Here is a 12485-nt window from a genome sequence, read left to right on the forward strand (position 1 = left end):
CCCTGCCCCGTCGCACAATTTCCGTCATAGACCATTCCGCGCTGAGACCATGACTCTCCTTCACGACCAGCCGACCGCTGAACCTTTGACGCCCGAGCAACAGCTCGAGCAAGACATCGCTCTGGTTTTGCAGACCGCGCTGGCGCATCACCACAAGGGTGAGCTCGACGACGCCGAAGCGTTGTATAGCGCGATCCTCGACGCCGTACCCGGCCACGTCGATGTGCAATACAACCTCGGCGTGCTGTACGTGCAGCGCAGCCGTCCCGCCGACGCCCTGCCGCATCTGGAAGCCGCGCTCGGCGGCGCGCCGAACAACGGCCAATTCTGGGTCGCTTACATCAGCGCCTTGATCGACGCGGACCAGATTCAGGCGGCCTGGATGGCACTGGAAATGGGACAGCAAAGGGGCTTGAAAGGACCGGCCGTCGACGGACTGATTACACGCATGGCGCACGGCGGTACCCGCTACGCCACGGCTGCGGTCGCACCGGTGGTCGTCTCGCCCGAACCGGCGCCGGCGGAGGTCGTGTCGACGCACCGTGACGCGACAGACGCCGCGCCGGCGACGCTCGATACGCGCCGCCCCACCCCGCAAGAAATCACCCGTTTCAACACGCTCTTTGCCAAGGGCCACATTCCGGACGCGATCAAACTCGCCCAAGGCATGACGGAACGGTGTCCGTCGAACGGTCTTGCATGGCGCTGCCTCGGTATCGCGCTTCATCGGGCTGGCCGCTATGCCGACTCGCTGCAGCCTTTGAAAAACGCCGTCGCGTTCGGCAGCGACGATTCCGAAGTGCGTAAGGCACTCGCCGATCTGCTGCGCTTGCTGGGCAAGCATGCCGAAGCGGAAGCCGAGTGCCGGAAACTGCTCGAACTGCATCCGGATCATTCGGAAGGCCACCGTATTCTCGGCATGGTGCTCTCCGGCCTCGGCCGCGCACGCGAAGGGGTCGCCGAGTGCCGTCGCGCCACCGAACTGACGCCCGACTACGCGGAGTCCCATAGCACGCTGGGCGTCGTGCTGCTCGACATCGGCGCCACGGACGAGGCCGAGCAATGCTTTCGCCGCGCACTCGAACTCGATCCGAAAAATTCGCCGACGCGCAGCAATCTGCTCTTCACCATCGCGCACAATCCGCAAATCGCCCCCGAGCAGATCTACGTCGAACATCGCGAATTTGCCCGGATTCACGAGGCCTCGCTGCGCTTGCAGAAGGTGCGTCACACGAATAGCCGCGCGCCCGGTCGCCCACTGAAAGTGGGCATCGTTTCCGGCGACCTGTTCCGTCACGCGGTCGCGTCGTACCTGATGCCGATCATCGAGCCGCTCGCGAAAGACAAGAGCCTGTCGCTCCACGTCTATTACAACCACGTGCACGACGATGATTACACGCACTGGCTGACGACCCAGGTCGATCAATGGACCCGCACGGCCGGCATTTCGGACGAGCAATTCATCGACAAGGTGCGCGCCGACAAGATCGACATTCTGATCGACCTGAGCGGGCACACCGGCCGCAACCGACTGCAGGCGTTTGCACGCAAGCCCGCGCCGATCCAGGTCAGCTGGATCGGCTATCCGGCGACGACCGGTCTCGACGCGATGGACTACTACCTCAGCGACCGTTTCTTCACGCCGTTCGGCGAGATGGAAAAGCAGTTCTCCGAGAAGCTGGTCCATCTGGCTTCCATCGGGCCGTTCCTGCCGGACAGGAACGCGCCGCCGGTCAACATCCTGCCGGCAATGCATAACGGCTACATCACGTTCGGCAGTTTCAACCGGCTGAACAAATTGCGGCCGGACGTGATCGCCGTGTGGGCAAGGCTGCTTCGCGAGTTGCCGACGTCGCGCATGGTGCTCGGCTCGATGAACGGCGACGAAGGCGACGAGAACCTTATCAGCTGGTTCGTCAACGAAGGCATTTCGCGGGACCGTTTGACGTTCCGTCCGCGTTCGCGCGTCGAGGTCTACCTGCAGCAGCACTTTCAGGTCGACATCTGTCTCGACACGTTCCCCTACACCGGTTCGACGACGGTTCTGAACTCGCTGTGGATGGGTGTGCCCACGCTGACGATCGCCGGCAAGACAATGGCGAGCCGGGCCGCCACGGCATGGCTGTCGCATTCGGGCCTCGATGCTTTCGCGGCGGAAGACGCGGACGACTTCGTCGCCAAGGGCATCCAGCTGGCGTCCGACATTCCGGCGCTCGCGAGCATTCGCACGGGCTTGCGCGAGCGCTGCATGCAGTCGGCGCCGTTCCAGCCCGAGGTCGTCGCGCAAAGCCTCTCGCGCGCGTTTCACACGATGTGGCAGCGCTGGAGCGACGGTCTCGCTCCGGCCGCCTTCAGCACGGACGAGCCGCAAACCGTACTCGCCCGTCATCCGGACTAAAAAACAGCAACGAGGAAACTATGGGCTCTAGCGCTCCTCTTCGTGCGATCGCGTCGCTGGACGACGAACGCATCTACGTCACCCAGCCGCATCTTCCGCCGCTGGAGGAGTTCCTGCCGTACCTCGAAAAGATCTGGACGAGCAAGATCCTGACGAACGGCGGGCCGTTTCACCAGCAACTCGAAAAGGCGCTCTGCGAGTACCTCGGCGTCGAGCACCTCGCGCTCTTCACCAACGGCACGCTGGCCCTCGTTACCGCGCTGCAGGCGCTGCGTATCAACGGCGAAGTGATTACGACGCCGTATTCGTTCGCCGCGACGGCGCACTCGTTGCTGTGGAACGGCATCAAGCCGGTTTTCGTGGACGTCGATCCGGACACGCTCAATCTCGATCCGCGGAAGATCGAAGCCGCCATCACGCCGCAAACGACCGCGATCATGCCGGTGCACTGCTATGGCCATCCGTGCGATGTAAAGGCCATCCAGAAGATTGCCGACAACTACAATCTCAAGGTCATTTACGACGCCGCGCACGCGTTCGGCGTGCAGACCGAAGACGGCAGCGTGCTTAAACACGGCGATCTGTCGATCGTCAGTTTTCATGCAACCAAGGTCTTCAACACGTTCGAAGGCGGCGCGATCATCTGCCCGGATGCGAAGACGAAACAGCGCATCGACCATCTGAAGAACTTCGGTTTCGTGGATGAAGTGACGGTCGTGGCAGCCGGCATCAACGGCAAGATGAGCGAGATCAACGCCGCGTTCGGGCTGCTGCAATTGCAACACGTCGACAAGGCGCTGGCCAAACGCAAGGCGATCGACGCGCAGTACCGCGCGCTGCTGGCCGACGTGCCGGGCATTCGCTGCCTGCAGGACGCAGGCGAGAAAGTCGCGAACTACGCGTACTTTCCCGTGCAGGTCGAAGACAGTTTTCCGATCAGCCGCGACGCGCTGTATGAGCGGCTGAAGGAACACGACATCTTCGCGCGCCGCTACTTCTATCCGCTGATTTCCGAATTTCCGATGTATCGTGGGCTACCATCGGCGCATAACGCCAATCTGGCGACCGCCAGCGCTGCGTCGAAACGAATCTTGTGCCTGCCGATCTTTCCGGACTTGAGCCCGGTACAGGTTGAGCGCATTGTGAGCATCGTTGCCAGCGTCAATTGAAAGCGGTCGGCCTTCAACTGGAACGCATGCAATGCAAAACATCGTGCTCGTGGGGTCGTCCGGCCACGCGAAAGTGGTGATCGACATCGTCGAACAACAGGGACGTTACCGGATCGTCGGGCTGATCGACGCGTTTCGGCAGGTCGGCGAAACGACCCTTGGTTATGCCGTTCTGGGTGGCGAGCCCGATCTTCCGGCGCTTGTTGCAGAACATGATCTGAAGGGCGTGATCGTCGCGATCGGCGATAACAGCGTTCGCGCGCGAGTGACGGCAAAAGTGGCCGACGTCTGCGCGTCATTGCCGTTTGTCAGCGCGGTGCATCCGTCCGCCAGCATCGGCAAGGAAACGACTATCGATGGCGGCTCGGTCGTCATGGCTGGCGCGGTGATCAATCCGGCCTGCCGGATTGGACGCGGCTGCATCGTCAATACCCAGGCCTCGCTCGATCACGATAGCGTGATGGAGGATTTTTCCAGCCTCGCGCCTGGCGTGACGACCGGTGGAAACTGCCATATCGGCAACCACGCCGCCGTCAGCATCGGCGCCGTGCTGCGTCATGGCATCGCGATTGGCGAGCACAGCGTGGTGGGCGCGGGGTCACTCGTTCTCAACGCGGTGGAGGCGTTCTCGATTACATACGGCTCGCCGGCCAGGAAGGTCCGCGATCGCCAGCCCGGCGACAAATACCTCTAGCCGCTAGCTGGGTCCGCCGGTTTGAGGCGGCGTCGCCGGTAGCCGGACCGCCGCTGGCGACGGCCCGCTCCGTGCTGACCAATCAGGCGTTCGCCGCGGCCCGCAGTTCAAGCCACTCTTTTTTCACGCGCAGCAACTCGGTCAGGATTTCGATCGATTGCCCCTCGTCCGCCGTCAGGTCGGCCAGAAAATGGTTGTTATGTTGGCGGATCCACAGCCCGGGCATGTCCCACCACGCCAGTTCAACCAGCATCTCCCGGATTTTCTCGGGAAACCGGAACCGGACGAGGCGTGCCGGGGAGCCGACGTAGATACCGTACGGCTCGCTTTTGAAATTAGCCGGTACGAGCGTTCTTGCACCGATCACGCAGCCGTTCTCAACGGTCGACCCGCCGAGAAACATCGCTTCATCACCAATCCACACGTCGTTACGGATCACCGTGTCGCCGTATTGCGGCGGCGGAGAATTCCGCATGCCATCGCCGCCGTATACGCTCAACATCGACGTCGAAATGGTCCGCAAGTCGTGCTGCCCGTTCAATAGGAATTTCAGTCGCAGACCGCCGGCGACGTATTTCCCGATCACCAGCTTCTGAAACTCGCCGTCGTATTTAGCAATCGAACCGACACCGATACCCGAGCCCTTGCCGATCACGAAAGTGCCCACTGTCGCTTCCTCGTCCATCCAGTTGCGAAAGAAGTTATTCGGGATCGTCGAGATCGCTCCGTCGGAATAGCCCAGCACAATGAAGGCTTTCGACAGGGAGTGATTGGCCTGGACGCCGGTAAAGTCGTCTGATGTGGTGACGTTCATGGTGCTCCGATAGGGTCGTTAGCCTGACGTCGCCCGTCGGTCCCGAACACGCGGACGCAACGGCGACAATCGCTCAACAAGGAGCATATCGATCGGCGCGCCAAACCACTCGGTCGAACAAGGCCCGATATCGCTACCACTTCAGCGCATAACAGGCGTTCGTGAATCGATGCGGCGTGGGTCGCTTTATCTGGTCACGATCGCGTCTGTCGCAACAATAGGGGCTGCAACAATAGCCGCGCCCCATTAGACTGACGCTCCCTTCCAGTTCGCCGCACCTCTTTCGATGAGGAATTCATGATTCGCACGATGCACCGGTACTGCATTGCCCTTACCGTCGTAGTTCTTTCCGCTTGCTCCGTCACGCCGCACCATGAGGTGAGCGAACCGGCCGCCGGTGCATCGACGGCGGCGCTGGCATCGTGGAACGACACCACGGCCAAGCGCTCGATCGTCGACTTCGTTCAACTGGTCACGACGCCCGAGTCCAAGGATTTCATCCCCCGTGCGGACCGGATTGCCGTATTCGATAACGACGGCACGTTGTGGCCGGAACAACCCGCGTCGGTACAGCTGGTATTCGCGTTGCAACGCGTGAAGACGGTGGCCGGCAAGCATCCGGAATGGAAGCGTCAGGAGCCGTTCCGCTCGATTCTCAAAGGCAATCTGAAAAGCATAGCGGCGAGCGGCGATACGGGTTCGATGCGTGTGTTGGCCGCAGCGCATGCCGGCATGACCAGCGATCAATTCGCCGCACTCGTGCACGAATGGTTCGACTCCGCGAGCGACCCGCGCTTCAACCGGCTATATGCGGATCTGGCGTATCAGCCCATGCTCGAATTGCTCGCCTATCTGCGCGCCAACGGCTTTAAGACTTATCTGGTGACCGGCAGCGACGTCGAGTTCGTGCGCGACCTGGCGCAGCGCGTGTATGGCATTCCGCCGGAGCAGGTGATCGGCAGCACAGTCAAATACCGCTACACGCAGACCAACGGCGCGGTCTCGCTGACCCGGCTTGCGCAGGTCGACAACCTGGTCGACGGGTCGGCCAAACCGCTCGCGATTGATCGCGTGATCGGGCGGCGTCCGGTGATTGCGTTTGGTAATTCGGATGGCGACGTGCCGATGCTGGAGTGGACCTCGGCCGGCGATGGGCCTCGGCTGGCCGCGCTTGTGCATCACACGGATGCGGAGCGGGAGTATGCGTATGACCGCGCGTCGAAGAGCGGTAGGCTCGACAAGGGTCTGGATGAGGCCGGGACGAAAGGTTGGCTGGTGGTGGATATGAAGGCGGACTGGAAGACAGTTTTTAAGGCGGATGCGGCGGCGGGTGCGCCCGTGAACTAAGCATGAATTGACCGTGAAATGCCCGCGAATGTGACAAAGGCCGCCTTAGGGCGGCCTTTTGCGATTTTGTTTGCGTCGTTTGCGTTGGGCGGTGCGGCGCAAACTAATGTTGAATTAAAAAATAGTTAAAGCAGGCCTATTTTAACGACCGGTAAATATGACGCTATTGCGAAAACCAAATTGGGCTAATTGGAGTTGCGCTGACCGAAATGGCTAACAAAAGGATCGGCGGAGGCATCGCAGCGAAACTGACATAATTCCAAGAAGCCGTCGGCCGGGCCAATTCTTGGCGTCCGAGACGCTGAACGGATTCGAAAAGGACGTGCGAATCCCGTTCTGGGGTACTTAGTTTGGTGTGTGATTTCGCCCGTCGAGCTGACGCGCTTGGAAAAAGCCTGACACGATCGCGTCCCGTAGATGCTAAGGACGCGGATGGCGATTCGGAAAATGACCGAAGCGCTGGAATTCACTTGGTGCGCCCGGCTGGGATCGAACCAGCAACCCCTGCCTTCGGAGGGCAGTACTCTATCCATTGAGCTACGGGCGCTTCAACACAAAAGCGCGGCAACCGGAGCGGAAGCGACGCCAAAGCGAGACCGAGAGAATACCCGGTTTCGGCCCAAGCGTCCACCGGGCGGCCTCGATAGCCCCATCCGACGCGCTCGGCCCGCCCCCGCCGATGCGGGTAAACGCCTGCTGAACACCGCGCCGCGCCGCTCGCCGCCGTCGAAAGCTTGCGTCTATAATCGTCCGTGGCTGATATAGAACAAGAAGTTGCCGTCACGCTGTACCGCTCACATACCCACGGAGACGAGACAAGCATGAGCGAAGCACCACACGGAGCCCCGATCAAAACCCCAGGACAGCTCATCGCCGCGATCATCGCCAGCTTTGCTGTTCCGATCGTCATCATCGTTCTGCTGGTTGCGTACGTCGATAATTCGACACGCACCGGCGCCGGCACCGACTCCCTCTCCGAAGCCGAAGTCACCGCCCGCATCAAGCCGTTCGCCCAGGTCGACATTCGCGACGCCAACGCGCCGCGCGTCTACAAAACGGGTGAGGAAGTCTACAAAGCCGTTTGCTCCGCGTGTCACGCGTCGGGTGCGGCAGGCGCGCCGAAATTCACCAATACCGCCGACTGGGCTCCGCGCATTTCGCAAGGCTTCGACACGCTGTGGCATACGGCGCTCGCCGGTAAAGGCGCCATGCCGCCGCGCGGCGGCACCAGCCCCGACGACTACAGCGACTTCGAAATTGCCCGCGCCGTGGTCTATATGGCGAACAATTCCGGCGCGAGCTTCCCTGAACCGGCACAGCCGGCGGCAGGTGCGCCGGCGGCAGCGGCATCGGGCGCAACAGCAGCAGCGGCCCCGGCCGGCGCGTCCGACGCAGGCGCGGCCCAAGCCGCAGCGGCCATGGCTGCCATGGCGAGCGTGCCGCAAGCGGCCGCACCGGCAGCCGGTGCTCAAAGCGCGGATGCTTCGCAAGCCGGCAAGGCGTTATATACGCAGGTCTGCCAGGCCTGTCACGCGGCCGGCGTGCTGAACGCACCGAAGTTCGGCGACAAGGACGCTTGGGCGCCGCGCCTGAAAGATCCAATGGACACGGTCTACAACTACGCGCTGCATGGCAAGGGCGCGATGCCGCCAAAGGGCGGCTCGAACGCCTCGGACGCGGACGTCAAGGCCGCCGTCGATTACATGGTCAGCGCGGTGAAGTAACTCGCTCGACGGGCAGCGACCGCCCGCAGCGGTTGCTTGCTGCGGCACGAAAAATCCCTGCCTCACGGCAACGTGAGGCAGGGATTTTTGCTTATGACTCGTGGCGCGAGGCACTCGCCGGCCGGCTGAACGCGTCGACAAATGCCAACGCCGGCATGTCACGAGCCAGCGCGGCGAGATGCGCATGCAAAACAGCGGGCGTCAGCCACGGATACGGCAGCCCCGCTTGCAGCGCGTGGAGCAAAGCGCCATCGGCATCGGGCACGACGTCCATGCGCGCGATATGAATATGAAAGCCTGTAACGACCGGTGTCTCGTCGAACGTCCACCGATACACGCCGTGACCGACGCGCAATGCACCCGTCGCCGGTTCGCGCATCACCACCAGCCAGGGCAGCGCGTCGATCGCGTGGTCTTGCACGGCGAGCTCATCGCAGACGTAATAGGTCCTGCACCGCGTGTACTGGGCGCCGAAATCGGTGACAAGCGTTTTAGCGATTGCATCGGCGCCGACGGTGCGCGCCGGAAACGCGATATTCGACGTCGCAAGCGACATGGTAAGCACGGCGTCGGCAGCGAACGCCTCCGGGATGCGCTCGGCCCGCGTGTTGTCTTTCGCGTCGATGTAGGTTTCAAGCGCGCGGCGATAGGGGGCGAGCGGCAGCGAGGTCATGCGAGCGGTCTCCAGTGAACGGCAACACCCGCAGACTTTCACCGTCGACGAGCCGCGTCACTCTAGCGCGAGCGTGCCGCCAAACCGTCGAAGCACCTGTCGCTCGCGGGGTCTTGCGCACCCCGCGCATCGCGACACGACACACCGCTGCAAGGCACGGCGAAACGCCACGCCGCATCACTCAAGGCTTCTGCAACAGCGCCTTCAAACTCGCCAGCCGATCCTTCGGCGACATCGGCGCTTCTTCCGCGGTAGGCGGGGGCGCATCATCGAGCAACATCTCGGGGATGAAACGCGACGGCTCGCACACCACCGTCTCTCTCGCGCGCTTGCGCTTCTTGCACCAGTTCAGATGCAGACTGCGCTGCGCACGCGTAATCGCCACGTACATCAATCGACGTTCTTCCTCGATGCGCGCGTCGTCGATCGGCTCGTCGTCGGGGCCGCCGCGGTGCGGCATGATGCCCTCCTCGACGCCCACCAGAAACACGTGCGGATACTCCAGCCCTTTCGACGCATGCACCGTCGACAGCCGCACCGCATCGGGATCTTCCTCGCGGCCTTCGAGCATCGACATCAGCGCGACCGTCTGGATCAGGCCGAGCAGATTCTTGCCGGTGTCGCCGAGACCGTCGGCGGTGTCGTAGCCGGTCGCCTCGCTATTCGCGGCGCCTTCCGGCTCAGCCTTGGTGCCCTTGCGCTTCAGCCATTCCATGAACTCCAGCACGTTCTGCCACTTCGACTGCGCCTGACGCTCGTCGAACGCGTCGTACAGATAGGCCTCGTAGTGGATCGCGTCCATCAGTTCATCGAGCAGCGGACCCGCGGCATCTTTCTCCGCGCGATCGGTAAGGCGCTGCATGAAGTCGCAGAACACACGCATCGGTTCGATCTGGCGCGGCGACAGCCGCGCTTCGATGCCGCCCATATACACCGCCTCGAACAGCGACACCTTCGCCTGGCCCGCGAACGAGCCGAGCGCTTCGAGCGTCGTATTGCCGACGCCACGGCGCGGCGTGGTGATCGCGCGGATGAACGCGGGGTCGTCGTTCGCGTTGGCAATCAGACGCAGATACGCGCAGATGTCCTTGATCTCGGCCTTGTCGAAAAACGATTGGCCGCCCGACAGCACATAGGGAATCCGTTCCCGGCGCAGCACCTGTTCAAAGATCCGCGCCTGGAAATTGCCGCGATACAGAATCGCGTAGTCGCGGAAATTCGCGCGGCGCTCGAACTTGTGCGCGGACAGACGAAACACCACGGATTCGGCTTCGTGCTCTTCGTCGTTGCACGGCGTGACGGTGATCGTGTCGCCCATGCCGTGTTCGGACCACAGCTTCTTTTCGAACAGCTTCGGGTTGTTCGCGATCACGTTGTTCGCGGCGGTCAGAATACGCACCGTCGAACGATAGTTCTGCTCGAGCTTGATCAGATGCAGCTTCGGAAAATCCTTGCTCAGCTGGCCGAGATTTTCGAGCGTGGCGCCGCGCCAGCCGTAGATTGCCTGATCGTCGTCGCCCACTGCCGTGAAGGCCGCGCGCTTGCCGGCCAGCAGCTTGACCAGTTCGTACTGGCACGCGTTGGTGTCCTGATACTCGTCGATCAGCAGATAGCGCAGCTTGTTCTGCCAGCGGTCGCGCACCTGCTCGTTCTTCTCGAACAACTCGGCGGGCAGACGGATCAGATCGTCGAAATCGACCGCCTGATACGCGTGCAGCGTCGCCACGTAATTGCGGTAGACGATCGCGGCCTGATGCTCGTCCTCGTTCGCCGCGATCGCCATGGCCTGCTCCGGCATGATCATGCCGTTCTTCCACAGCGAAATGATCGACTGGATCTTGCGGATGAAACCCTTATCCGTCGAGCCGACCTGCTCCTGAATCATGCCGAAACAGTCGTCCGAATCCATGATCGAGAACTGCGGCTTCAGGCCGACGTGTTCCGCTTCCTGACGCAGAATCTGCACGCCAAGCGAGTGGAAGGTGCAGACCGTCAACTGGTTGACGGGCACTTTGCGGCCTTCCTTGCCGGGCGTGGTGAGCGTTTTGCCTTCGAGCAGCTTGCCCACGCGCTCGCGCATTTCCAGCGCGGCCTTGTTGGTGAACGTGACGGCGGCGATGTGGCGCGGCTCGAAGCCCTTGGCCTCGATCAGGTGCGCGATTTTCTGCGTGATCACGCGTGTCTTGCCGCTGCCGGCGCCGGCAAGCACGAGACACGGGCCGTCGAGATAACGGACCGCTTCATTTTGGGCGGGGTTCAGGCCTGCGGACATCGTGTGTGGATGGGTAATGCGGTTGAAGGCGGCGGTTGAGGACGCGGCGGCTCGGCGTTGCCGGCCGGCGGTCTGGCTGCCTCGGGGTCATGCCTCGGGATCATGCCGCACGGCACAGGCGGCTGAACCGCGCACCATGCATGCTGCGCGGTTGTTCCGGCCCGCTTGGGTTCGCGCGAGAGGAGCGATGTTAACACGGATGACCTCTCGCAACGCCCGTCGTCCGCCGCGCCGGCCCGCTCGCCGAACATGCCACAATTACGGCGTTGCGCGCCGACGCCGCGGTGGCCAGGCGGCGCGCCGTTTTGCAGGAAGACACGCATGTCCGCATCGCTGAAGATTGGATTGATGGGTTACGGTTTTGCTGGCGCCACCTTTCATGCGCCGGTGCTCGACCACTGCGGCCGCGCGAGCGTCGCGGCCATCGCGACGGGCCGGCCCGAGCAGGCGCTCGCCGACTATCCGCACGCGAAGGTGGTGGCCGATCTCGACGCACTGCTCGCGCTCGAGGAAATCGACTGCGTCGTGATCGCGACGCCCAACGACACGCACTTCGACCTTGCGCGCCGCACGCTGGAAGCCGGCAAGCACGTAGTGGTCGACAAGCCGGTCACGCTCACCGCCGCCGACGCGCACACGCTCGCCAACATCGCACTGGCTCGCGGCAAACGGTTCGTGCCGTTCCACAACCGCCGCTGGGACGGCGATTTCCTGACGGTGCGCGACCTGCTCGCCGCCGGGACCTTGGGACGCGTCACCCAATTCGAATCGCATTTCGACCGCTTCCGGCCGGAAGTAAGGCAGCGCTGGCGCGAAGAGGCGTCGCGCGGCGGCGGCCTGCTGTTCGACCTGGGGCCGCACCTGATCGATCAGGCGCTGGCATTGTTCGGCGCGCCGCAGACCGTGTCGGCCACCGTGCGCACGCATCGCGACCAAGCCAGCGCGCCGGACTACGTGCACATTCAACTCGGTTACGGCGAGTTCGAGGTGGTGCTGCACGCCAGCGCGCTCACCATGCTGCTCGCGCCGCGGTTTGCGATTCACGGCACGCGCGGCAGCTACGTGAAATACGGGCTCGACACCCAGGAAGATCAGTTGAAGGCCGGCCTGCGTCCCGGCGACGAGGGCTTCGCCGCTGGAAATACGGCGGGCGTGCTGCGTGTGCTGGAAGGTGATCAGGAAGTCGAACGCGAACTGCCGACGCTTAACGGCGATTACGCCGGCTTCTACGTTGCCCTCGCCGATTCGATCCAGAACGGCGTGAAATTCCCCGTCAGCGCCCAGGAAGCCGTCGACGTCATGACGATTATCGAACTGGCCGCGCGCAGTTCGGAGGAAGGCGTCCGCTTGCCGTTCGAGCGGATTCGTTAAGGCGTTGGCCAGCGGGTTGGCCG

At 62.8% G+C, this 12485-nt stretch carries 9 protein-coding genes and 1 tRNA gene; 6 read left to right on the forward strand and 4 right to left on the reverse strand.

All coding sequences use genetic code 11. The features are described 5' to 3' along the window. The first annotated feature begins 49 nt into the window (after positions 1 to 49). Genes B0G83_RS25300 through B0G83_RS25310 form a run of 3 tightly spaced genes read left to right on the forward strand, consistent with a single transcriptional unit; the run spans position 50 to position 4261 of the window. Positions 50 to 2398 (forward strand): tetratricopeptide repeat protein, encoded by a 2349-nt coding sequence (locus B0G83_RS25300; RefSeq protein WP_105510130.1) that lies wholly within the window; start codon positions 50 to 52, stop codon positions 2396 to 2398. A 20-nt stretch (positions 2399 to 2418) separates the two neighbouring features. Continuing rightward, positions 2419 to 3567, forward strand: a complete 1149-nt coding sequence (locus B0G83_RS25305) for a DegT/DnrJ/EryC1/StrS aminotransferase family protein (RefSeq protein WP_105510131.1) — start codon at positions 2419 to 2421, stop codon at positions 3565 to 3567. Between the two features lie 31 nt (positions 3568 to 3598). After that, positions 3599 to 4261 (forward strand): acetyltransferase, encoded by a 663-nt coding sequence (locus tag B0G83_RS25310; protein WP_105510132.1) that lies wholly within the window; start codon positions 3599 to 3601, stop codon positions 4259 to 4261. Between the two features lie 82 nt (positions 4262 to 4343). Here B0G83_RS25310 and B0G83_RS25315 read toward each other — a convergent pair whose 3' ends face one another. Next, the gene (locus B0G83_RS25315) at positions 4344 to 5075 is read right to left on the reverse strand and encodes an acetyltransferase (RefSeq protein WP_105510133.1); all 732 of its coding nucleotides are present in this window, start codon (positions 5073 to 5075) and stop codon (positions 4344 to 4346) included. A gap of 297 nt (positions 5076 to 5372) precedes the next feature. Here B0G83_RS25315 and B0G83_RS25320 point away from each other — a divergent pair, with 297 nt between their 5' ends. Further along, on the forward strand, positions 5373 to 6422 hold the full coding sequence (locus tag B0G83_RS25320; RefSeq protein ID WP_105510134.1) for an HAD family phosphatase: 1050 nt from the start codon (positions 5373 to 5375) through the stop codon (positions 6420 to 6422). Positions 6423 to 6893: 471 nt separating this feature from the next. Here the strand turns inward: B0G83_RS25320 and B0G83_RS25325 are convergent. After that, a tRNA-Arg gene (locus tag B0G83_RS25325) sits at positions 6894 to 6969 on the reverse strand. Positions 6970 to 7243: 274 nt separating this feature from the next. Between B0G83_RS25325 and B0G83_RS25330 the strand changes: the two genes are divergently transcribed. Further along, positions 7244 to 8146 (forward strand): cytochrome c5 family protein, encoded by a 903-nt coding sequence (locus B0G83_RS25330; protein ID WP_105510135.1) that lies wholly within the window; start codon positions 7244 to 7246, stop codon positions 8144 to 8146. Positions 8147 to 8237: 91 nt separating this feature from the next. Here the strand turns inward: B0G83_RS25330 and B0G83_RS25335 are convergent, their stop codons facing one another. Next, entirely contained in the window at positions 8238 to 8819 is a 582-nt protein-coding gene (locus tag B0G83_RS25335) for a hypothetical protein (RefSeq protein WP_105510136.1), read from the reverse strand. A gap of 181 nt (positions 8820 to 9000) precedes the next feature. Continuing rightward, positions 9001 to 11091 (reverse strand): UvrD-helicase domain-containing protein, encoded by a 2091-nt coding sequence (locus tag B0G83_RS25340; protein WP_105510137.1) that lies wholly within the window; start codon positions 11089 to 11091, stop codon positions 9001 to 9003. Positions 11092 to 11412: 321 nt separating this feature from the next. On the opposite strand from B0G83_RS25340, the gene B0G83_RS25345 reads away from it, so the two are divergent. Beyond that, complete coding sequence (locus B0G83_RS25345; protein ID WP_105510138.1) at positions 11413 to 12462, forward strand: oxidoreductase; 1050 nt, start codon at positions 11413 to 11415, stop codon at positions 12460 to 12462. Positions 12463 to 12485 lie beyond the last annotated feature (23 nt).

Origin of the sequence: Paraburkholderia sp. BL21I4N1 (assembly GCF_002973525.1) — a bacterium.
GTDB lineage: Bacteria > Pseudomonadota > Gammaproteobacteria > Burkholderiales > Burkholderiaceae > Paraburkholderia.

What these genes read in the sequence shown, in the direction of transcription:
- B0G83_RS25330 (WP_105510135.1), top strand. Translation starts at nt 7,244, where the DNA reads ATGAGCGAAGCACCACACGGAGCCCCGATCAAAACCCCAGGACAGCTC.
- B0G83_RS25320 (WP_105510134.1), top strand. Translation starts at nt 5,373, where the DNA reads ATGATTCGCACGATGCACCGGTACTGCATTGCCCTTACCGTCGTAGTT.
- B0G83_RS25300 (WP_105510130.1), top strand. Translation starts at nt 50, where the DNA reads ATGACTCTCCTTCACGACCAGCCGACCGCTGAACCTTTGACGCCCGAG.
- B0G83_RS25345 (WP_105510138.1), top strand. Translation starts at nt 11,413, where the DNA reads ATGTCCGCATCGCTGAAGATTGGATTGATGGGTTACGGTTTTGCTGGC.
- B0G83_RS25340 (WP_105510137.1), bottom strand. Translation starts at nt 11,091, where the DNA reads ATGTCCGCAGGCCTGAACCCCGCCCAAAATGAAGCGGTCCGTTATCTC.
- B0G83_RS25335 (WP_105510136.1), bottom strand. Translation starts at nt 8,819, where the DNA reads ATGACCTCGCTGCCGCTCGCCCCCTATCGCCGCGCGCTTGAAACCTAC.
- B0G83_RS25310 (WP_105510132.1), top strand. Translation starts at nt 3,599, where the DNA reads ATGCAAAACATCGTGCTCGTGGGGTCGTCCGGCCACGCGAAAGTGGTG.
- B0G83_RS25305 (WP_105510131.1), top strand. Translation starts at nt 2,419, where the DNA reads ATGGGCTCTAGCGCTCCTCTTCGTGCGATCGCGTCGCTGGACGACGAA.
- B0G83_RS25315 (WP_105510133.1), bottom strand. Translation starts at nt 5,075, where the DNA reads ATGAACGTCACCACATCAGACGACTTTACCGGCGTCCAGGCCAATCAC.